The organism is Pseudonocardia abyssalis (assembly GCF_019263705.2).
GTDB classification, from domain to species: Bacteria; Actinomycetota; Actinomycetes; order Mycobacteriales; family Pseudonocardiaceae; genus Pseudonocardia; species Pseudonocardia abyssalis.
The window spans coordinates 5,953,143-5,971,790 of sequence record NZ_JADQDK010000001.1; the positions used below are offsets into that span (position 1 = coordinate 5,953,143).

The 18,648-nt window shown below is 71.8% G+C and carries 19 protein-coding genes; 16 read left to right on the top strand and 3 right to left on the bottom strand.

Annotated elements, in window-relative coordinates; genetic code table 11:
- The first annotated feature begins 64 nt into the window (after window positions 1–64).
- From I4I81_RS29350 to I4I81_RS29365, 4 genes are all read left to right on the top strand, one after another.
- Window positions 65–2,308, top strand: a complete 2,244-nt coding sequence (locus I4I81_RS29350; protein WP_226363627.1) for an MMPL family transporter — start codon at window positions 65–67, stop codon at window positions 2,306–2,308.
- Complete coding sequence (locus tag I4I81_RS29355) at window positions 2,308–3,702, top strand: peptidyl-prolyl cis-trans isomerase (protein ID WP_218601635.1); 1,395 nt, start codon at window positions 2,308–2,310, stop codon at window positions 3,700–3,702. The genes I4I81_RS29350 and I4I81_RS29355 overlap by 1 nt, the downstream gene beginning before the upstream one ends.
- Window positions 3,699–3,920: a hypothetical protein gene (locus tag I4I81_RS29360; RefSeq protein WP_218601636.1), complete on the top strand. Its 222-nt coding sequence runs from the start codon at window positions 3,699–3,701 to the stop codon at window positions 3,918–3,920. The genes I4I81_RS29355 and I4I81_RS29360 overlap by 4 nt, the downstream gene beginning before the upstream one ends.
- Window positions 3,921–4,041: 121 nt before the next feature.
- Window positions 4,042–4,713, top strand: coding sequence for a response regulator transcription factor (locus I4I81_RS29365; protein WP_218601637.1), 672 nt, complete (start codon window positions 4,042–4,044; stop codon window positions 4,711–4,713).
- An 18-nt stretch (window positions 4,714–4,731) separates the two neighbouring features.
- Here I4I81_RS29365 and I4I81_RS29370 read toward each other — a convergent pair whose 3' ends face one another.
- Both I4I81_RS29370 and I4I81_RS29375 read right to left on the bottom strand, forming a co-directional pair.
- Window positions 4,732–5,991: a sensor histidine kinase gene (locus I4I81_RS29370; protein ID WP_218601638.1), complete on the bottom strand. Its 1,260-nt coding sequence runs from the start codon at window positions 5,989–5,991 to the stop codon at window positions 4,732–4,734.
- Entirely contained in the window at window positions 5,981–6,436 is a 456-nt protein-coding gene (locus tag I4I81_RS29375; RefSeq protein ID WP_218601639.1) for a hypothetical protein, read from the bottom strand. The genes I4I81_RS29370 and I4I81_RS29375 overlap by 11 nt, the downstream gene beginning before the upstream one ends.
- 153 nt (window positions 6,437–6,589) lie before the next feature.
- Between I4I81_RS29375 and I4I81_RS29380 the strand changes: the two genes are divergently transcribed.
- From I4I81_RS29380 to I4I81_RS29415, 8 genes are all read left to right on the top strand, one after another.
- Window positions 6,590–7,696 (top strand): NDMA-dependent alcohol dehydrogenase, encoded by a 1,107-nt coding sequence (locus I4I81_RS29380; protein WP_218601640.1) that lies wholly within the window; start codon window positions 6,590–6,592, stop codon window positions 7,694–7,696.
- A 47-nt stretch (window positions 7,697–7,743) separates the two neighbouring features.
- Window positions 7,744–8,736, top strand: coding sequence for a R2-like ligand-binding oxidase (locus tag I4I81_RS29385; RefSeq protein WP_218601641.1), 993 nt, complete (start codon window positions 7,744–7,746; stop codon window positions 8,734–8,736).
- A 69-nt stretch (window positions 8,737–8,805) separates the two neighbouring features.
- Window positions 8,806–9,123 (top strand): ferredoxin, encoded by a 318-nt coding sequence (gene fdxA / locus I4I81_RS29390; RefSeq protein ID WP_218601642.1) that lies wholly within the window; start codon window positions 8,806–8,808, stop codon window positions 9,121–9,123.
- Between the two features lie 22 nt (window positions 9,124–9,145).
- The gene (locus tag I4I81_RS29395) at window positions 9,146–10,150 is read left to right on the top strand and encodes an NAD(P)/FAD-dependent oxidoreductase (protein WP_218616478.1); all 1,005 of its coding nucleotides are present in this window, start codon (window positions 9,146–9,148) and stop codon (window positions 10,148–10,150) included.
- 81 nt (window positions 10,151–10,231) lie between these two features.
- On the top strand, window positions 10,232–10,489 hold the full coding sequence (locus I4I81_RS29400; RefSeq protein ID WP_218601237.1) for a hypothetical protein: 258 nt from the start codon (window positions 10,232–10,234) through the stop codon (window positions 10,487–10,489).
- A gap of 79 nt (window positions 10,490–10,568) precedes the next feature.
- Window positions 10,569–10,964 carry a hypothetical protein gene (locus I4I81_RS29405; protein WP_218601238.1) on the top strand — a complete coding sequence of 132 codons (396 nt, stop codon included), beginning with the start codon at window positions 10,569–10,571 and terminating at the stop codon, window positions 10,962–10,964.
- Entirely contained in the window at window positions 10,954–11,454 is a 501-nt protein-coding gene (locus I4I81_RS29410) for an SRPBCC family protein (RefSeq protein WP_218601239.1), read from the top strand. Before I4I81_RS29405 ends, I4I81_RS29410 begins: the two co-directional genes overlap by 11 nt.
- Entirely contained in the window at window positions 11,454–12,980 is a 1,527-nt protein-coding gene (locus I4I81_RS29415) for an ABC1 kinase family protein (RefSeq protein WP_218601240.1), read from the top strand. The genes I4I81_RS29410 and I4I81_RS29415 overlap by 1 nt, the downstream gene beginning before the upstream one ends.
- A gap of 127 nt (window positions 12,981–13,107) precedes the next feature.
- On the opposite strand, the gene I4I81_RS29420 is transcribed toward I4I81_RS29415, so the two are convergent.
- The gene (locus tag I4I81_RS29420; protein WP_218601241.1) at window positions 13,108–13,713 is read right to left on the bottom strand and encodes a TetR/AcrR family transcriptional regulator; all 606 of its coding nucleotides are present in this window, start codon (window positions 13,711–13,713) and stop codon (window positions 13,108–13,110) included.
- A 97-nt stretch (window positions 13,714–13,810) separates the two neighbouring features.
- Between I4I81_RS29420 and I4I81_RS29425 the strand changes: the two genes are divergently transcribed.
- The 4 genes from I4I81_RS29425 (at window position 13,811) to I4I81_RS29440 (ending at window position 18,552) form a co-directional block, all read left to right on the top strand.
- A complete protein-coding gene (locus tag I4I81_RS29425; RefSeq protein WP_218601242.1) occupies window positions 13,811–15,259 on the top strand; it encodes a cytochrome P450 in 1,449 nt (482 codons plus the stop codon).
- A complete protein-coding gene (locus tag I4I81_RS29430) occupies window positions 15,256–16,500 on the top strand; it encodes a cytochrome P450 (RefSeq protein WP_218601243.1) in 1,245 nt (414 codons plus the stop codon). The genes I4I81_RS29425 and I4I81_RS29430 overlap by 4 nt, the downstream gene beginning before the upstream one ends.
- A 28-nt stretch (window positions 16,501–16,528) precedes the next feature.
- Complete coding sequence (locus tag I4I81_RS29435) at window positions 16,529–17,674, top strand: acyl-CoA dehydrogenase family protein (RefSeq protein ID WP_225924727.1); 1,146 nt, start codon at window positions 16,529–16,531, stop codon at window positions 17,672–17,674.
- 71 nt (window positions 17,675–17,745) lie between these two features.
- Window positions 17,746–18,552: a PH domain-containing protein gene (locus tag I4I81_RS29440; RefSeq protein WP_218601244.1), complete on the top strand. Its 807-nt coding sequence runs from the start codon at window positions 17,746–17,748 to the stop codon at window positions 18,550–18,552.
- Window positions 18,553–18,648: the final 96 nt, after the last annotated feature.

Sequence of the window (18,648 nt, forward strand, 5' to 3'; positions counted from 1 at the left end):
CCGCCGTCTCGGGTCGCCGCGTTCGCCCGCCCGGTGGGTGGCACGGCTCGGATGGCGCCGATGGGTGGCCGGGCTCCTGGTGGCCGGCCTGGTCGGTGCGGTGCTGATGGGCCTGCTGAAACTCCGGGTCGACACCGGCGTGAACTCCGTCGTCGTGCCCGACGACCCCGCCGCCATCGCGCTCGCCGAGGTCGGGTCGTCGTTCGGTGGTGACCCCGTCGTGGTGCTGCTGGAGTCTGTGCAGCCTCGGCAGCTGCTGTCCGCCGACACATTGCCCGCCCTGCTGAAGCTGGAGGGGCAGCTCGCCCGCACCCCGGACGTGGCCGCGGTCTACGGCCCGGCCACGGTGCTGAACCAGGTGGCCGGGCGGGCGCAGGAGCTCCTCGCCGAACTGTCGGGTTACCGCGACGGGGTGCGTGCCGCCGCGGCCGAGCGGGTCATCGCCGAGGGCGGGTCCGAGGCTGCGGCCCAGGATGCCGCGGCGGCCGCCGTGGCCGAGTTCGACCAGCGCTACGGGGCGTTCATCGTGCAGGGGTTGCCGGGCGGGCTGCCCACGCTGCGCAACGACGAGTTCGTCAGCTCGGTGATCTTCGGAGGCGGCGGCGAGCCGCGCCCGCAGTGGAGATTCGTGGTGCCGGAGGCCTCGGCGGTCGCGGTGCTCGTCAGGCCCCGTCAGGATCTGGATCAGGCCGGCGTGGAACGACTGGTCGCCGACGTCCGGGGCGCGGTCGCGGTGGCGGGACTGGACGCCGAGCGGGTCACGGTGTCCGGGGTGCCGGCCGTCGCGGCCGCACTGGGCGACCGGGTCCGCACGGAGGTCCCGTTGCTCGGGGGCATCGCCCTGCTGGCGGTCGGGGCCTGGTTCCTCGCCGTGCGCTGGGCGGACCGGCGGCACCGGGTGCTGCCGCTGGCGGCCACCGCGGTGGGCACGGTGATCACCCTGGGGGTCTTCGGCTGGGTCGACCGCCCGCTGTCGTTGGGGGTCATCGCCTTCCTCCCGGTACTGATCGGTGTCGGCAGCGACTTCACCACCTACCTCGCCACCGGTGCGTCGCGGAGGCTGGTGCTGGTCGTCGGCGCAGCGACCGCCGCGAGCTTCGGCGCCCTGACGGTCAGCCCGATCCCGACCGTGCGTGACCTCGGGGTCACCCTGGCTGTGGGCATCGCCGTCGCCGTGCTGACCGGGGTGGCGGTGACCTGGCGGCGGGGCGCCCCCGTCGCGGCGGGACCGGAGCCGGAGCCGGCGCGCACGCCGGCGCCGCGGGGCTCGACGCGGACGCGGATCGCCGCAGCAGCCGCGGCCGTGGTGCTCGCCGGGGCGGGCTGGTTCGCGCTGGTCGATCTGCCCTTGCGCGCGGACCTGCAGGGGTTCGCCGGAGGTCTGTCCGTGGTCGACGACGCCGAGTACGTCGAGGACGTGCTGGGGTCGAGCGGGGAGTTCACGATCCTGCTCTCCGGCGGCGGCGCGGCGACGCCGGAGGCGCTGGAGTGGATGCGTGCCGCGGAGCAGGCGGTGATCACCGCCGAGGGGGACCGGCTGCGGCCGATCATCTCGCCACCCGGCCTGCTGGGCTTCCTCGGCGAGACGCCGACCGACGGCCAGCTCGCCTCCGCGCTGCGGCTGCTGCCCCGTTACCTGACCGGTAGCGTGATCAACTCCGATCGCTCGCTCGCGGTCATCACCTTCGGAACCCGGCTCGACGATGCGGAGCAGTTGCTGGACCTGCGGGAGTCCGTGCGCTCGGTGCTCCCGCCGCCTCCCGCGGGCATGCAGGTCGAGCTGACCGGCCTGCCGATGGTGGCCGTGGGGTCCTACGAGACGATCTCCGCGGACCGGTACCTGGCGAACGTGCTGGGCATCGTCGTCGCCGGACTGGTCCTCGCGGTCGGTCTACGAAAGCGCTCCGACGCCGTTCTCGCCGTGGTCGCAGCCGCGCTGGCCACCGGATGGGGCCTGGCGGCGATCTGGGTCGCCGGGATCGGGCTGACCCCGGTCACGATCGCGATCGGGTCGCTTACCGCGGCCGTCGGCTGCGAGTTCACGGTGCTGGCCGCGGAGGCGGCGCGCCGCAACGACCGATCGCTGCACCGTGCGGTGCTGCTCGCGGCCGCCGCGTCGGCCACCGGTTACGCCGTCCTGATGTTCTCCAGGTTGTCGGTGGTGGCCCAGTTCGGGTTGCTCCTCGCGGTGTCGGTGGGTGTCGCGATGGGTGCGGCGGTGTTCGCCGTATGGCTGGCTCGCATCTCGGGGCCGGCCGAGCCGTTAGACACCATGGACCGTGACCGCCGTCTCGTGGGAGTGCAGTGATGAGCCAGCAGGGCACGGAAGGTGTCGACATCGACGACGCCACCGGAGTTCAGACAGCGGACGTGGACGCCGCACCGGAGTCACCGGTGGCCGCGGCGAACGGCTCATCGGGTTCTCCCGACGTGGCCGGCGAGGGCGGGTCCGCACCGGAGGGCGGGGCCGGTGCCGAACCGGTGCCGGGTGATTCCGCGGACGGTGGTGATCCCGTCCCCGACGCCGGCGATCCCGCTTCCGACGGCGCCGAGCAGCCGGCCGGCACGGAGAGTGCCGACGCCGGCGAGGCGGAGGGTCCCGAGTCGGCGGAGGACGCCGAGTCCGCGGAGTCCGCGGGGACCGGGCCGAATCGGCGCGGGCTCCGGCTGCCCACCACATGGGCCGGTCGCGCGGCCGCCGCAGCCGTGGTCGTGGTGGTGGCGGCCGCCGCTGCGGGTGCGGTGTGGTGGCAGGCTTCCGCGTTGCCCGCCGATGCCGCCTACCGGCTCGACGGCCGCACCGTCACGGTCGAACAACTCGACCAGCGCGTCGTCGCGCTCCAAGCGCTCTACGGGGTGCAGGCCCCCGAGGACCCTGCGGCCGCGGACGGTTTCCGGCGCGACGTGGCCAAGTCGGTCGTGCTCAGCGACATACTCGACCGTGAGGCCCTGGAGCGTGGGGTGGTCGTCGCCGACAAACAGGTCACCGACACCCGCGATCGCTACATCGAGGAGCAGTTCGGCCCCGGCGGCCGCGACGCGTTCGTGCGGGCGTTGGGCAACGTCGGTACGTCGGAGGAGTCGGTGCTCGACGAGATCCGGCGGCAGATGACGGTCGGGCTGCTGATGCAGGACGTCGTCGGCACCGTCACGGTGACCGACGAGGAGTTGCGCGCCGCCTACGCCGATCGACAGGACACTCTCGGCACCCCCGAACGACGAACGCTGCGCAACATCGTCGTGGAGTCCGAGGAGCAGGCCCGGGCCGCCTTCGACGAGATCCGGGGTGGCGTCGCCTTCGAGCAGGTTGCCGCCGACCGCAGCCGGGACGAGAGCACCCGTGGCACCGGGGGGCTGTTGGGCGACCTCGCGCGCGACGAGCTGGAGGCTCCCGTGGGCGACGCCGCGTTCGCCGTGGCGCCCGGAGAGCTGTACGGGCCGGTGCAGGGACAGTTCGGATGGAACGTCGGGCGGGTGGATGCGGTGATCCCCTTCGTCCCCGCATCCTTCGACCAGGTCGCCGACGGGCTGCGGCAGGCCCTGCAGGTCGAGCGCAGCCTGGCGATCTGGCAGGACTGGATCGCCCAGCAGGTGCGGGACGCCGACGTGGTCTACGCCGAACACTTCCGCCCGGCCGATCCGGACGCTGCGCCGTCGTTCGGGTCGCCGGCGCCCGCCGAGGGCACGCAGGCGCCACGGTGAGCGTCGTGATCGTCAACCTGGTGGGGTCGGTGGTGCTGGGAACCGCCGTGCTCCTCGTCGGGGTGTGGGGACGCCGCAACGCCGCGAGCCTGCTGCCGGCGACCTTGCCCACCGAGCACCGCCGGCGCAAGGTGGTCGTGTATCGCCGTGGGGCGCTGGCGTGCCAGATCGCCGGGGTACTCCTGATCTCCGTCGGTGTCGTCTCCACCCTCTTGTGAGCGAACCGTGCACGACGCGCGTGCGAACATCCCTCCGAGCCGTTCGGCGGCCGTTGGGTCGGCCCGAGGGGAGACGGCGGTGATCAGACCGGGGCAGCGGCAGGCGACGGACCCCGCACGGATGCATTTCGAGGAGGGCCGGCTCACCGCCGTACTGGTCGACGACCACGAGTTGGTGTTGGAGGGGCTGCAGCGAGCGCTTGCCCGAGACGCCATCGACGTCGTGGGGGCATTCCTCGACGGGGAGGGCGCACTGGAGTTCCTGGCCGGGAAGATGGCCGCACACACCCGGCTCGACCTGGTGGTCGTCGATCTCCGGCTGAGTGGCCGCTCCGGGATCGGCCTGGTCGAGGACGTGGTCCGGCTGCGCCCGGACGTCCGGGTCGCGATGCTGACCAGCTTCGAGGATCGGGTCGCGGCGGTGGCCGCCGTCCAGTCCGGCGCGAAGGGCTTCTTCCTCAAGGACTCCTCGTGCGGCGAGTTGTCCGCGGGTCTACGCCGGGTCGCCGAGGGCCATCTCGTGATCGACTCGCGGCTGGCCCAGGCGGTGCTGGGCGGTGACCCGAGCTGCCGGTTCACCGCGCACGAGCTGTCGATCGTGTCGCTGGTCGCCGACGGCATGACCAACCGGCAGATCGGGGAGGAGCTGCACCTGTCGTCCTACACGGTCAAGGAGTACCTCTCGCGGGTGATGCGCAAGCTCGGCACGGCGACCCGCGCGGAGACCGTGGTGCGTGCGGTCCGCGAGGGTCTGCTGCCCGAGAAGTACCCGGGACAGAACTGGGAGAGCTGAACCGGCGTCGGCCGCGTCTCACGCCCGGACGGGCAGGGCCAGCCGGGCGACGAGCCCGCCCCCAGGACGTGCGGACAGGGTCAGCGTCCCGCCCATCGACGTCGTCAGCTCGCTGACGATCCACAACCCCAGACCCGCGGTGCCCCGCTTGTCCCCGAGACTCACGTACTTCTGGGTGACCTGGCCGAGCTGGTCCACCGAAAGGCCGGGCCCACGGTCGCGGACCTCGACGACGAGGTCGTCGCGCTCCCGGGCGAGGTACACCTCGACCGGTTCGCTCCCGCTGTACCGGGCGGCGTTCCCGGCCAGGTTGCCGATCATGCGGTGCAGCCGCTGAGGGTCGCACCGCACCGTCGCGTCAGGAGGGCGGACGACGATCGAGCGGCGTTCCTCGGGCAGCCCCGCGCCGGCGAGAGCGGCCAGGGCAAGGTCCTGCAGGCGGACGGACCGTTCACGGACCCTGCCGACCGCCCCGCCCTCTGTCACCGCCACCTCGGCGAGCCCGTCGAGCATGTCCTGGAGATGCTCGGCATTCGCGGTGATCAGATCCAGCATCGGATCGGGTGCCGACCGGGTGGCGGCCCGGGCGAGCGCGGTCAGCGCGGAGACCGGTGCGCGGAACTCGTGCAGGATCACGCGCAGGCCGTCGAGCCGTGCCTGCTGGGAGTCGAGCAGCCTGCTACGCAGGTCGCGTTCCTCGACGACGGCCTGGTGCTCGGCGATCACCTCGGCGCGGGATTCGGCCACCGCACGGTACTGCCTGTCGAGCCGCCGCACGAACACCCCGGTCAGGGTGGCCACCGCCACCAGGTAGAAGGTCCACCACAGCCCCGCGGAGATCTGCGCATCGACCGTCGTGGTGGACGGGCTGCCGACGATGCAGGCTCCGAGGTACGCACCGCCCACGAGCAGCGCGAACAGCTCGCCGCGGCGGCTCTCGGTGCGCAAACCGTTGGCGATGACCACGAGTGGGAGCACGGCGACCGCGAGGCTCACCACGCCTCCGGTCAGTGTGACGGCCAGCAGCGCGAGGACGGCGTCGGTACCCGACACCACGATCGGTCTCGGTCCGCTCCCGCGGGCCAGCCGGGCGAGGGCGAGCAGCACCGCGTAGCCGGCGGCGACGGCGACCAGGGCGAACACCACCGCCAGCGACGCGCGGACTGCCGGGTCGGTCAGCACGGCCAGCGCGCCCAGGGACGCGACCACGCCGATCCGGACCGCGATGACGATCAGGTCGTCAGGCCCGGATCGTGGGGTGTCGCGGTCAGCGAGCATCCGGCACGGCGAGGAAGCGGTGCGCGCTCGGCAGGACCATCGCGAACGCGCCCAGCGTCACCAGGACGAACGCCGCGACGGCATGCCAGGTGCCGCCCGCGGCGAAGACCACCGCGACGAACAGCCCGAGCCCGACGAGGACGAACCGGGGCCACGCACGACCCGACAACAGCGCCGCGGTCAGCACCACGGTCGACACCGCGGCCAGGATCGCGATCACCGCGGTCGAGGCGACGGCGGGCGGCCCGCTCACGGCGTCGGGGCCCAGCTGGGTGGCGACCCGGTCGGCCTCCGAGTCGAGACGGTTGGCTGCGAGTGAGTCGGCTGCGGCGTAGAGCTCGACGAGTGCGAGTCCGATCCATGCGACGGCGGCGAACCAGAGGGTTCCGGGGATCCGCATGGCGCCGCGGGAGCGGTGCGGGACGGGCCCGCTGGGCGAGGACATGGCGAGGATCGTAGCGGCCCGCGCGGTCCGTGCGTCGCCGCCGGCGCGTCCCGCGGTGGCCCACCCGGGCCACCGTTGGCGCGGCCGGCCCGGTGACGCAGCGGCAGATCGTTGTGACGCTGTGCACAGCATCTCGATGGTGAGGAGTAGTCAATGAAGACGAAGGCAGCAGTGCTCTGGGGCCTGGGCCAGAAGTGGGAGGTCGAGGAGATCGACCTCGATCCGCCCGGGCCCGGCGAGGTCCTGGTCAAGCTGACCGCGAGCGGCCTGTGCCACTCCGACGAGCATCTCGTGACCGGCGACCTCCCGTTCCCGCTACCCGTCGTGGGCGGGCACGAGGGAGCGGGCACCATCGTCGAGCTCGGTGCCGGGGTCGAGGACCTCGAGGTCGACGACTCGGTCGTCCTGACCTTCCTGCCGTCCTGCGGCCGCTGCTCCTACTGCGCCCGCGGCATGACGAACCTGTGCGACCTCGGCGGTGCCGTCATGATGGGCCCGCAGCTCGACGGGGGCTACCGCTTCCACGCCCGCGGCGAGGACATCGGGCAGATGTGCCTGCTCGGCACGTTCTCCGAATACACGGTCGTGCCGGTCGCCTCCGTCGTCAAGGTCGACCAGGGCACGTCGCTGGACAAGGCCGCGCTGATCGGGTGCGGCGTCACCACCGGCTACGGGAGCGCGGTGCGCTCCGCCGAGGTGCGTGCCGGCGACACCGTCGTGGTGCTCGGTGCCGGCGGCATCGGCATGAACGCCATCCAGGGCGCACGCATCGCGGGCGCCCGCTACATCGTCGCCGTCGACCCGGTGGAGTACAAGCGCCAGCGGGCCGCCGAGTTCGGTGCCACGCACGTCGCCGAGTCCGCCGACTCCGCCTGGGAGATCGTGAGCGGCCTGACCCGCGGTCAGCTCGCCGACGCCTGCATCGTGACGACCGGTGTGGCCGAAGGAGCCGAGACCGGCTCGGCGCTGGCCCTGGTGGGCAAACGCGGCCGGGTGGTCATCACGGCGATCGGTCATCCGGAGGAGACGACGATCACCGCGTCGCTGCTGGAGATGACCCTCTACGAAAAGACGATCAAGGGCGCGCTCTACGGGTCGTCCAACGCCCAGCACGACATCCCCCGGCTTCTGGAGCTCTACAACAACGGACAGCTCAAGCTCGACGAGCTGATCACCCGTGAGTACCGCCTCGAGGAGATCAACCAGGGCTACGACGACATGCGGGCCGGGCTCAACATCCGCGGCCTCATCCGTTACTGACAGCAGCGCGAACCGACCCCACCGCTACGACCTGAAGGAGACCGGACATGGCCATCGACCGGATCATCGAGCACAACAAGCGCAACGGCTGGGGCAGCTTGTCCCACGACGGTCTCCGCATGGAGTCGTTCCCGATGCGCCTGTTCCGCAAGGGCAACAAGAAGTTCTGGAACCCCGAGGACATCGACTTCTCGCAGGACAGGGCCGACTTCGAGGCGATGACCGAGGACGAGCAGCGGATGACGCTGGTCCTGGCCTCGCAGTTCATGGCCGGTGAGGAGTCGGTGACGCAGGACATGCAGCCGTTCGCGCACGCGATGGCGGCCGAGGGTCGGCTGGCCGACGAGGCGTATGTCACGCAGTTCATCTTCGAGGAGGCCAAGCACATGCAGGCCTTCCGGCTGTGGTTCGACGCGGTCGGCCTGAGCGCAGACCTGCACAGTCACGTCGAGTACAGCCCGGCCTACGACACGATCTTCAAGCAAGAACTGCCGAACTCGATGTACGCCCTGATGACGGACCCGACCCCGGCCAACCAGATCCGGGCCTCGGTCACCTACAACCACGTCGTCGAGGGCACCCTGGCGCTCACCGGCTACTACGCCTGGGCCAAGGTGTGTGCGAGCCGCGACATCCTCCCCGGCATGCAGCGCCTGGTGAAGCTCATCGGCGACGACGAGCGGCGCCACATGGCGTGGGGCACCTTCACCTGCCGTCGCCACGTCGCGGCCGACGACAAGAACTGGGACGTCGTCGACGAGCGGATGCAGGAGCTCCTGCCGCCCGCCCTGCAGCTCATCGTCGCCCTGTTCGACCAGTACGAGAGCGAGGGCAAGCCCACGCCGTTCGGCATCTCCATCGACGAGATGAGCGACTACGCGCTGGACAAGGTGAACCGGCGGATGGAGTCGATCGAGAGCGCGCGCGGCCGCGACGTCTACGAGATCGACGAGGACTACTCGCCGATGGAGATGGAAGACCACTTCGGCGACTCGGACGAGCGCGAGATCAAGGCTGCGCTGGTCGGCGCGAACGCCTGACGACGCCGGCGCCGGGCGCAGTCCACGCGGCGCGCCCGGCGCCGTCCCACCTACCCCCGAGGAGTCCCCGTGGCATTCGTGATCGGCCCGTCGTGCGTCGACGTCATGGACAAGTCGTGCATCGAGGAGTGCCCGGTCGACTGCATCTACGAGGGCGGCCGGATGCTGTACATCCACCCCACGGAATGCATCGACTGCGCCGCCTGCGAGCCGGTGTGCCCGGTCGAGGCGATCGTGCCGGGCCAGAAGGTCACGGCTGAGTGGAAGCCGTTCCAGGAGTCCGCGAAGGCATTGTTCGACGAGGTGGGGTCGCCCGGCGGCTCCTCGAACGTCGACGTGCTGACCGACACCAGCTTCGTCGCCGGATTCGAGAAGGACGAGGACTGAGGTCCGCGAAGGAGCCACTGCCATGCCCGACGACATCGACGTCGACCTGCTGCTGATCGGCGCCGGCCCGGCCGGCCTGTACGGCGCCTACTACGCGGGCTTCCGCGGGCTCCGCACCGCCGTCCTCGACGCCCAACCGCAGCTCGGTGGACAGGTCAGCGCGATCTACCCCGAGAAGAACATCTACGACGTCGCGGGCCTGCCGGCCGTGCGGGGCCAACAGCTGGTCGACGGCCTGGCCAGCCAGGCCGCGCAGTTCGACCCGACCTACGTCCTGGGTGAGCAGGCGGTGGAGCTGGAGCGCTCCGGGCAGCGGTGGACGATCCGCACGGCCACCGGACGGCGGATCCACGCCGGGGCGGTCGTGATCACCAGCGGGGTGGGCGCGGTGACCCCGCGGCCGCTGCCGTGCTCGGCCGAGGACTTCCTCGACCGCGGGCTGCGCTACTTCGTGCCGCAGCTCGACGTGCTCGACGGCAAGGACGTCGTGGTCGTGGGAGGCGGTGACTCGGCGGTGGACTGGGCGCTCGCGGCGTTGCCCCGCGCCACCTCGGTCACCCTGGTGCACCGTCGCCTGCAGTTCCGCGCGCACGAGCACTCCGTGCAGCTGCTGCGCGCCAGCGCCTGCCGGTTGATCCTCGACGCCACGGTGAACGCGGTGCGGGGCAACGGTGCCGTCGACGGCATCGAGGTCCAGGCGAAGGGCGAGGAGCCGGAGGTGCTCCCGGCCCAGGTCGTGGTCGCGGCGCTGGGCTTCCTGATGAACCTCGGGCCGATCAAGGACTGGGGACTGGAGCTGGACGGCCGGTCCATCCGCGTCGACACCGCCATGCGCACCAACCTGGACGGGATCTACGCCGCCGGTGACGTCACCACCTATCCCGGCAAGGTGAAGCTGATCTCCGTCGGGTTCGGGGAGGTCGCCACGGCGGTCAACAACGCCGCGGTCGCCCTCGACCCCGACGCGTCCCTCGCCCCCGGCCACTCCAGCGACGCCCTCCCCGCCACCTCACCCGCCGCGGTCTGAACCCGCGCAACGACTTCCGGCCACCGCGGCCGGGGAACCGACGGCATCCTGCCGCCGGCACGACCCGACGAAGGAGATCACATGGCTCGGCGCTCCAACTCCCTGACCAAGTTCCTGCAGGACGTCGTCGACAACAGCAAGGACCTCGTCGACGACCTCATCGACCGCGGCCGTGACGTCGAGTCCGACGTCCGCACCGGTGTCTCGAAGGCCGTGTCCAACGAGGACGACGACCACACCGACGCCGACCTGGCCCGGCTCCAGGCCTCGCTCGCGGAGCTCAGCGCCAAGGTCGACACCCTGGCCAAGGCGAAGCCGGCCACCACGGCCACCCGCTGATCGGTGCACCCCCCCGGCGGTGGGCCGTCCCGGCGGCCCACCGCCGCTCCGTAGGAGGACCACGATGGAGTGTCCGCCCATGCGGCTGCGGCGTGACGAGGCCGGGCTCTACGACCTCGACGGGCGGCACGTGGTCGCCTTCGAGCGCCTGGCCGACCACGTCCGGTCCGGCGGCACGTTCACCGCGGTCGCGCACGACACCGGCACCGACTGCACGCGTCTGGTGCTGGCCGACCTGCTGCGCCACCAGGCGCGGCAACAGTCCTCGGGCGCCCTCGCCCAGGGTCTGGGTACTCTGCGCGATGCCGTCACGGCACTGCTGCCCGCCGTGCTCGGCAGCGGCCCGTCGACCCGCGACCCCTGGGCGGGCGCCATCCGCCCGGACCGGCCGGCCGAGCGGCGGGCCAGGGAGGCGCCGGGTGACCGGCGCGATCGATCCGACGATCGGAACGGGATGGAACACGATGCGCATTGAGGCCGACGAGACGCGGTCGTTCGCCATCCCGGCGGAGCGGGTCTGGCCGCTGGTGAGCGTCGTGCACGGGTACCTCGACTGCATCCCCGAGGTCATCGCCTACGAGACCGACTCCGCGGACCTCACCGCCGCCTTCGACGCGCGGCTCAAGGTCGGTCCGGTGCAGTGGAAGATCCCCGGCAGCGCCGCGGTCACCCCCGTGGTCCCGGGACGGGAGGTGGCCGTGCAGCTCACCGCGCCGAAGCTGGTTCTCGGCTACGCGGGAACGCTCACCCTGACCGACGTCGGCTCCGGCGCCGTGCGCGTCGGCTACCGGGGCGCGATCACCTGCGAGCACGGCATGATCGCCCGCCTGCACTTCCTGCTCCGGCAGATCCTCGTCGACCACGTCGACCTCGTCCTGGACGGCATCGTGGGGCAGGCCGAACGCTCCTACCAGGCGGAGCAGGCACTGCTCGGGCGCTCCGGTGCGCCGCACCGGCGCTCCTGATGGCCACCCGCGACCGCGTCCGCCTGGTGGCGCGGGTGCTCGCCGGGCTCGTGGCGGGCGAGGTGGCCGGCTCGGTCGGCATCCGGCGCGGCGGCAGGGGCAACGTCGACGGCTCGCGGCGCCGCGCGCGGGCCGTGCGGGCCGCGCTGGAGGACCTCGGGCCGCTTTACATCAAGGTCGGCCAGATGCTCTCGACCCGGCCCGACCTCTGCCCGCCGGCCATGATCGAGGAGTTCCAGAACCTGCACGAGCAGGTCACCGTGCGGCCCTTCGCCGACTTCGAGCCGGTCCTCGAGGCCAACCTCGGCCCCGCCTGGCGCGAGATGTTCGCCGAGATCAAGCAGGACCGGCCGCTCGGCGCGGCCTCCCTCGCGCAGGTGTACAAGGCCACGCTGCGCAACGGGGAGGACGTGGTCCTCAAGATCCAGCGGCCCGCCGTCCGCGAGGCGATGCAGGACGACATGGTCGTGCTGCAGCGCGCCGTGCGGATGGTGGCCAAGCGCACCGCGCGGTTCAACGAGGTGATCGACATGGAGGCCATCCTCGACGTCATCTTCACCGCGATGCGCCCGGAGCTGGACTTCCGGATCGAGGCCGAGAACATGGAGCTCGGGCGACCGACCGTGGCGCGGTTCGACCGCCTCCGCATCCCCGAGGTCGTGCACGACACCCCGCAGGTGCTGGTGCAGACGGTGGCCTCGGGCGGGTCCATCCGCGACGTCAACCGCGACCGGTTCGCCGACGACGAGCGCGACGAGATCGGCCGCCAGCTGCTGGCGTGGTCCTACCGCAGCTTCTTCGTCGACCGCGTGTTCCACGCCGACCCCCATCCCGGCAACGTCTTCGTCCAGCCCGGCTCCCCGGCCTACATCATCGACTGGGGCATGGTCGGCAAGGTCGACACCCGCACGTCGGTCGCGCTGGCGCTGCTGCTGCTCAACATGGCGCTCAACGACGGCGCCGGGTTCGCCCGCTCCTGGCTCGAGCTCGGCCGCGCGACCACGTGGGCCGACCTGCCCGGCTTCGCCAGCGACGTCACCCGCTACCTCCCCACCGTTGGCGGGGCGTCGATGGACAACCTCAACCTCGGCGTCTCCCTGACCAACGTGCTTCGGTTCGCGACCGCCCGCGGCGTGGCGACCAGCCCGATGATCGCCCTGATCACCAAGTCGTTCGCCAACATCGACGGCTGCGTGCGCTACCTCGCGCCGCACCTGTCCATGGTCGACGTGTTCCAGGACGAGCTCAACGACATCCTGTTCGCGATGACGCGCGACTACCTGTCGCCGAACCTGGCGATCCGTACCGGGGTCGAGACCCTGCTCGCGGCGACCGAGGTCCCGCACGCCGCCCGCACGTTCCTCGCCGATGTCGTCGACAAGGACCTGACGTTCCGGATCGGCGACGCGCACCGCCGGGGCTCGCTGCAGGAGGACCGCGCCGACATGCGGGCCCGCCGCCGTGACCGGGCCCTCCTCATGGCGGCGGTCGGCGGGGCATGGGCGCTGGGCCGCGGCAGGCGTTGACCCGCTCCGGCCCGCTGGGCCCGGGATCCCCGTCGCTGCCGCGCTCGGGGCTGCCACCGGGGGCCGCGACCGCACGCCGCCCACCGCGCTGGACGAGGTGAACCGGCGGATGGAGTCCATCCAGGACTCACGCGGCCGGGCCGGGCTCCGGATCCTGGCCGAGGAAGCGTGTCACCACGGTCGCGATCTGCTCGGCCACCGTCGACGCGTCGTGCAGGGGGGTCACGACGTGGCTGATGGCGAGCCGGGTGGCCACCTCGGACGCGGTGGTGACGTCGCGCGGGTCCAGTTCGGGCCAGCGTTGCAGCAGGAAGGTGCTCGCCCGGTCGCGCGCCACCTGCACGACCGGCTCGCTCTGCGTGGTGAGCAGGGGGAGGAGCTCCTCGCTGCCGTGGCCGGTCAGGATGGCGCGGAGCAGGGGATCGTCGCCGGCACGCCGGACCGTCATCCGTACGGCCGCGACCCAGGCCGTGTAGAGATCCCGCTCGCCGCCGAGCGCCACCTCCACACTGTCGAGGAACTGCTCGGTGAGTCGGAGGACCAGGGCTCCGGCCAGGCCCTGCTTGCTGGAGAACTCGTTGTAGAGGGTCTGCCGGCTTACCCCGACCCGGTCGGCGACGTCCTGCAGCCGCAGGCCCCGCCACCCACCCGCGACGAGGAGGTGGGCGGCGACGTCGAGGGCCTCATCGCGCATGAGTCGATGGGTCCGCTCGGCGAGGGAACGGGCGACCATGCACGGAGTCTCGACGCCAGAGCCTACTGAGTCAAGGCGCTGGACACATTTTGCATCTGTGTCTAACGTGGTGCCATTCATTCCTTCGGAGGTACTCATGGTCCCGCAGATGGTCCGGGCGGCTCGCGAGCGGCTGTCCACGGTGTTGCTGGCGCCGCTGCCGGCTTCCGTCGATGCCGCAGTGCTGCGCGGTGCGGTCCGCGGTCGCCCGGTCGATCTCGCCACCGCGCCGCCCGGCCTGGCGGCCGTTCCGGGTCACCAGGGTCTGCCGGTGCTCGGGCGCACGCTCGAGTACATCCGGTACGGCAGTGACTTCACCCGTGCCCGGCACGCCCGTTACGGGCCGGTGTCCTGGACCGGTTTCCTAGGCGAGCGCGTGGTGATGGCCGCCGGCCCGGAAGCCACCCGTGCGGTGCTGGCCAACGCGGACAAGGCCTACTCGCAGGACGGGTGGCGCTACCTGATCGACCGGTTCTTCGGGCGTGGACTGATGCTGCTCGACTTCGACGAGCACCGCGCGCACCGCCGCGTCATGCAGCATGCCTTCACGGCCGACCGGCTCGCCGGCTACGTCGACCAGACGGTTCCGTGCGTCCGCGACACCGTTCCGACCTGGCCCACCGACCGATCCGTCCGGATCTACCCCGAGCTCAAGCGTCTGACTCTCGACGTCGCGACCAGGGTCTTCATGGACGAGCGCACGGGGCCGGAGACCGAGCGGATCAACCGAGCGTTCGTCGACTGCGTGCGCGCGGCGAGCGCTCTGGTGAAGTGGGACGTGCCCGGCACCCGTTGGCGCGCGGGGTTGCGTGGCCGGGCGGTCCTGGAGAGCTACTTCGCGGAGAACCTGCCGGGCAAACGCGCGCAACCGGGCCACGATCTGTTCTCGGCGTTGTGCCAGGCCCGTACACCGGACGGGGAGGCCTTCAGCGACGCCGACGTCATCAACCACATGATCTTCCTGATGATGGCGGCGCACGACACCTCCACCATCACCAGCGCCGCGGCGGCCTACTACCTCGCGGCGAACCCGCAGTGGCAGGAACGGGCGCGCGAGGAGTCACTCGCCCTGGGTGATGCGCCCCTGGACATGGCCGCCCTGCGCACCCTGCGCACGCTCGATCTGGTGGTCAAGGAGTCGCTGCGGCTCGTCGCGCCGGTCCCGGTCGTCATGCGCCGCACGGTCACCGACACCGCCCTGCTGGGCCACCACATCCCCCGGGGCACGCTGGTTCTGGTCGCCGGAGCGGTGAATCACTTCGACCCCGGCTGTTGGACCGACCCCGACACCTTCGACCCGGACAGGTTCGCCGAGCCCCGCAACGAGGACAGGTCGCATCGCGACGCCTGGATCCCGTTCGGGGGTGGCGTGCACAAGTGCATCGGGATGGCGTTCGGCACACTGGAGGTCACCGCGATCCTGCACGAGATGTTGCGGACGCATCGGTGGAGCGTCGAGCCCGGGTACCGGCCCCGCTGGGACAACACCTCGCTGCCCGTCCCGGCCGACGGGCTCCCGGTGCGCCTGACCCGGCTCACCGCGTGATCGCACAGGGGCTCGCGGGGGCCGACCCGGACGCGGAGCAGACGCTGATGGAGGTGCTGCTGACCGACCACGGGGCCCCCGGCCCGTACGCCGGGTACCGGCGCCTGCGCGAACGGGCACCGCGGCTGCGGACCGCCGCCGGTCTGCTCGTGCTCAGCGGGTACCGCGACTGCGAGGCGGCGCTACGCAACCGGGCGCTGGGCAAGATGGACGAGTCGCTGGGCTTCCAACTCGCCGCCGTGCCCGAGGACCTGCGTCGGCAGGCTCTGCGCCGGTTCCGTCGCACCATGCTGTTCCGCAACCCGCCCGACCACACCCGGCTGCGGCGGCTGGTGTCGTCGGTGTTCACCCCTCGGCACGTCGAGGCGCTGCGCCCGGCGGTGGTGCGGCGGATCGACGCGCTGCTCGACGGGTTCGCCGGGCGTGACGTCCTCGACGTCGTCACCGAGCTGGCCCTGCCGTTGCCGGTCGGGGTGATCGGCGACCTGCTGGGTGTCCCGGACATCGACCTCGCGGTCGCCGCGCCGTGGGTGCGGCACCTGGTGGCCCCGCTGGAGCCCAGCGCCGACGTCGCTGCGGTGGAGGCCGCGGTGCACGCCGAGGACCAGCTCGCGGCCTACGTCGGCGACCTGCTCGCCGAGAAGCGACGACGCCCTGGCGACGACCTGCTCAGCCGGCTCGCCACCGCGCGCGGCGAGGACCAACTCGACGACGACGAGTGCGTCGGCACCGCGATCCTGCTGTTCGCGGCGGGCTTCGAGACCACGACCAACCTGATCGGCAACGGCCTGGCGGCGTTGCTCGGGGCGCCGGTGCAGGCCGCCCTGCTGCGTGAGCGTCCCGGCCTGGCCGGGCACGCCGTGGAGGAGATGCTGCGGTTCGACGCCCCGGTGCAGACCGACGGCCGGACGGCACTGGTCGACACCGCGGTCGCAGACGTCGAGGTCGGGGCAGGCCAGGTCGTCCTGATGCTGCTCGGCGCCGGCAACCGTGACCCGGAGGTCTACACCGATCCGGACTCCCTGCACATCACCCGCCGTCAGGCCGCGCCCCTTTCCTTCGGCGGCGGCCTGCACTTCTGCCTGGGGGCACCGCTGGCCCGGTTGGAGGCGGTCGAGCTTTTCCCCCGCCTGCTGGCCCGGTTCCCCGAGCTGGCCACCGCAGGCACGGCGACCTGGCGTCCCGGCCTGTCGTTCCGCGGCCTCGCCCGCCTTCCCGTCGCGCCGGGCCGTCCGGCCTGACGTCCGAACCAGCCCTTCCGGAGGAACCATGAGCGCCACCCGATCCCCGTGGATGAACACCGACCTCGACGACTTCCGCGACATGGCCCGCACGTTCTGCGAGAAGGAGCTGGCTCCCCACCAGGACCGCTGGATGGAGCAGAAGCAGGTCGACCGGGAGTTGTGGAACAAGGCGGGGGAGGTCGGCCTGCTGTGCCTGTCGATCCCCGAGGAGTACGGCGGCGGCGGCGGCAACTTCGCGCACGAGGCCGTGCTGATCGAGGAGCAGGCCGCCTGCGGGGACAGCTGCTGGGGAGTGGCCCTGCACAACGCGATCGTGGCGCACTACGTGCTCGCCTACGGGACCGAGCAGCAGAAGCTGGGCTGGCTTCCGAAGCTGGCCAGCGGGGAGTGGGTCGGCGCCATCGCGATGACCGAGCCCGGCACCGGATCCGATCTCCAGAACGTGCAGACGAAAGCGGTTCGTGAGGGCGACGACTACGTGGTGAACGGCGCGAAGACGTTCATCACCAACGGTGGCCAGGCCGACGTGGTCCTCGTGGTGGCCAAGACCGACCCCGCGGCGGGTGCGCAGGGTATCTCGTTGCTCGTCGTGGAGGCCGAGCGCGCGGGCTTCCGCCGCGGGCGGATCCTGGACAAGGTCGGGCTCAAGGGCCAGGACACCGCCGAGCTGTTCTTCGACGACGTCCGCGTCCCGGTCGGGAACCTGCTGGGCGGTACCGAGGGCCAGGGCTTCGTCCAGCTGATGCAGCAGCTTCCCCAGGAGCGGCTGCTCATCGGGATCACCTCGGTGGCCGCGATGGAGATGGCCGTGCGGGAGACCGTCCGCTACACCAAGGATCGCTCGGCGTTCGGCCGTGAGGTCTTCTCGTTCCAGAACACCCGCTTCACCCTGGCCGAGGCCGCGACGGAGGCCCGGGTGTGCCGGGTGTTCCTCGACGACTGCATCACCAAGCACCTCGCCGGGGAGCTCGACATCCCGACGGTCGCGATGCTCAAGTGGTGGACCAGCGAGCGTGCGATGCGCGTGATCGACGAATGTGTACAGCTGCACGGCGGCTACGGCTACATGAGCGAGTACCGGATCGCCCGTGCGTGGACCGACCAGCGGGTGCAGAAGATCTACGGCGGGACCAACGAGATCATGAAGGAGATCATCTCGCGCACGCTCTGAACGAGGCCGGACCCGATCCGGCACGAGACCGGGGTCCGATACGGTGTCGACATCCGAGCGGGGGAGGCGCGATGTCCGAAGCCGTGGCCGGGGTGCGCTGGCCCGCGGAGTGGCCGAAGCGGTCGATGATCGGGCTCGTCCTGCGCTCGGGGTGCGTCCTCGGATTCGGTGCGCTGCTGCTCTGGACGGGCGTGGTGAGCATCGGTCGCGACGACGTCGGGTCCGTGATCGGGTCGGTGCTCGTGCTCGCCGGGGTGGCGCTCGTCGGCTCCGCGGTGATCGGGATCGTCGCCGCGGCGGCGCACCGCCCGCGGCGGCTGACCGTGGTTCGGGGGCGCTCCGAGCGTTTCGACGAGAACGGCGTCGCCGTGCCCGGGGCCCGTGGCGTCGCCGTCGCCTCGGCCGTCACGGCGGGAGCGGTCGCCCTCACCGCCGGGGCTCTGCTCTTGGCGCCCGGCCCGGCGTGGGTCGTGGCATGCCTCGGGCTGCTCGGCGTCGCCTGGCCGGTCGCGGCGGCGGTCCGCCGGCTGCACGGCGTCGAGGAGCTCGTCGTCGTCCCGGCCGGGCTCGAGTACCGCTCGCCGTCCGGATCGGTGGCTGTGGAGTGGGACGCCGTCGTCTCGATCGTGGCCCGGGCGCCGTACCGCGGACGCCTGATCGGGGTGGTGACGAGCGCGCCCGCGATGCGCAGACGGGGGACGGACGGGCCGTGGTCGGCCGAGGAGGTCCCGACCTGGAACGGCGGGCTGCCGCTGCCGGTCGACCGGCTCGACGCCGACCCGTTGCTGGTTCTCGACCTGCTCGACCGTGCCCGTACGGACCCGGCTCTGCGCGCCCGGCTCGGCTCGGACGTCGACCCGCGCTCCGCGGTGCGCTGACGCGACTTCCCCCGTCGCGCAACTGTCGCCGAGCGCACCGGGCGTTAACCGCGGCTAACTATTTTGGGCGATGACCGTTACCTCTGCCTGCCCGGC

What these genes read in the sequence shown, in the direction of transcription:
- I4I81_RS29355 (WP_218601635.1), top strand. Translation starts at nt 2,308, where the DNA reads ATGAGCCAGCAGGGCACGGAAGGTGTCGACATCGACGACGCCACCGGA.
- I4I81_RS29365 (WP_218601637.1), top strand. Translation starts at nt 4,042, where the DNA reads ATGCATTTCGAGGAGGGCCGGCTCACCGCCGTACTGGTCGACGACCAC.
- I4I81_RS29370 (WP_218601638.1), bottom strand. Translation starts at nt 5,991, where the DNA reads ATGCTCGCTGACCGCGACACCCCACGATCCGGGCCTGACGACCTGATC.
- I4I81_RS29375 (WP_218601639.1), bottom strand. Translation starts at nt 6,436, where the DNA reads ATGTCCTCGCCCAGCGGGCCCGTCCCGCACCGCTCCCGCGGCGCCATG.
- I4I81_RS29380 (WP_218601640.1), top strand. Translation starts at nt 6,590, where the DNA reads ATGAAGACGAAGGCAGCAGTGCTCTGGGGCCTGGGCCAGAAGTGGGAG.
- I4I81_RS29385 (WP_218601641.1), top strand. Translation starts at nt 7,744, where the DNA reads ATGGCCATCGACCGGATCATCGAGCACAACAAGCGCAACGGCTGGGGC.
- I4I81_RS29395 (WP_218616478.1), top strand. Translation starts at nt 9,146, where the DNA reads ATGCCCGACGACATCGACGTCGACCTGCTGCTGATCGGCGCCGGCCCG.
- I4I81_RS29400 (WP_218601237.1), top strand. Translation starts at nt 10,232, where the DNA reads ATGGCTCGGCGCTCCAACTCCCTGACCAAGTTCCTGCAGGACGTCGTC.
- I4I81_RS29405 (WP_218601238.1), top strand. Translation starts at nt 10,569, where the DNA reads ATGCGGCTGCGGCGTGACGAGGCCGGGCTCTACGACCTCGACGGGCGG.
- I4I81_RS29410 (WP_218601239.1), top strand. Translation starts at nt 10,954, where the DNA reads ATGCGCATTGAGGCCGACGAGACGCGGTCGTTCGCCATCCCGGCGGAG.
- I4I81_RS29415 (WP_218601240.1), top strand. Translation starts at nt 11,454, where the DNA reads ATGGCCACCCGCGACCGCGTCCGCCTGGTGGCGCGGGTGCTCGCCGGG.
- I4I81_RS29420 (WP_218601241.1), bottom strand. Translation starts at nt 13,713, where the DNA reads ATGGTCGCCCGTTCCCTCGCCGAGCGGACCCATCGACTCATGCGCGAT.
- I4I81_RS29425 (WP_218601242.1), top strand. Translation starts at nt 13,811, where the DNA reads ATGGTCCCGCAGATGGTCCGGGCGGCTCGCGAGCGGCTGTCCACGGTG.
- I4I81_RS29435 (WP_225924727.1), top strand. Translation starts at nt 16,529, where the DNA reads ATGAGCGCCACCCGATCCCCGTGGATGAACACCGACCTCGACGACTTC.
- I4I81_RS29440 (WP_218601244.1), top strand. Translation starts at nt 17,746, where the DNA reads ATGTCCGAAGCCGTGGCCGGGGTGCGCTGGCCCGCGGAGTGGCCGAAG.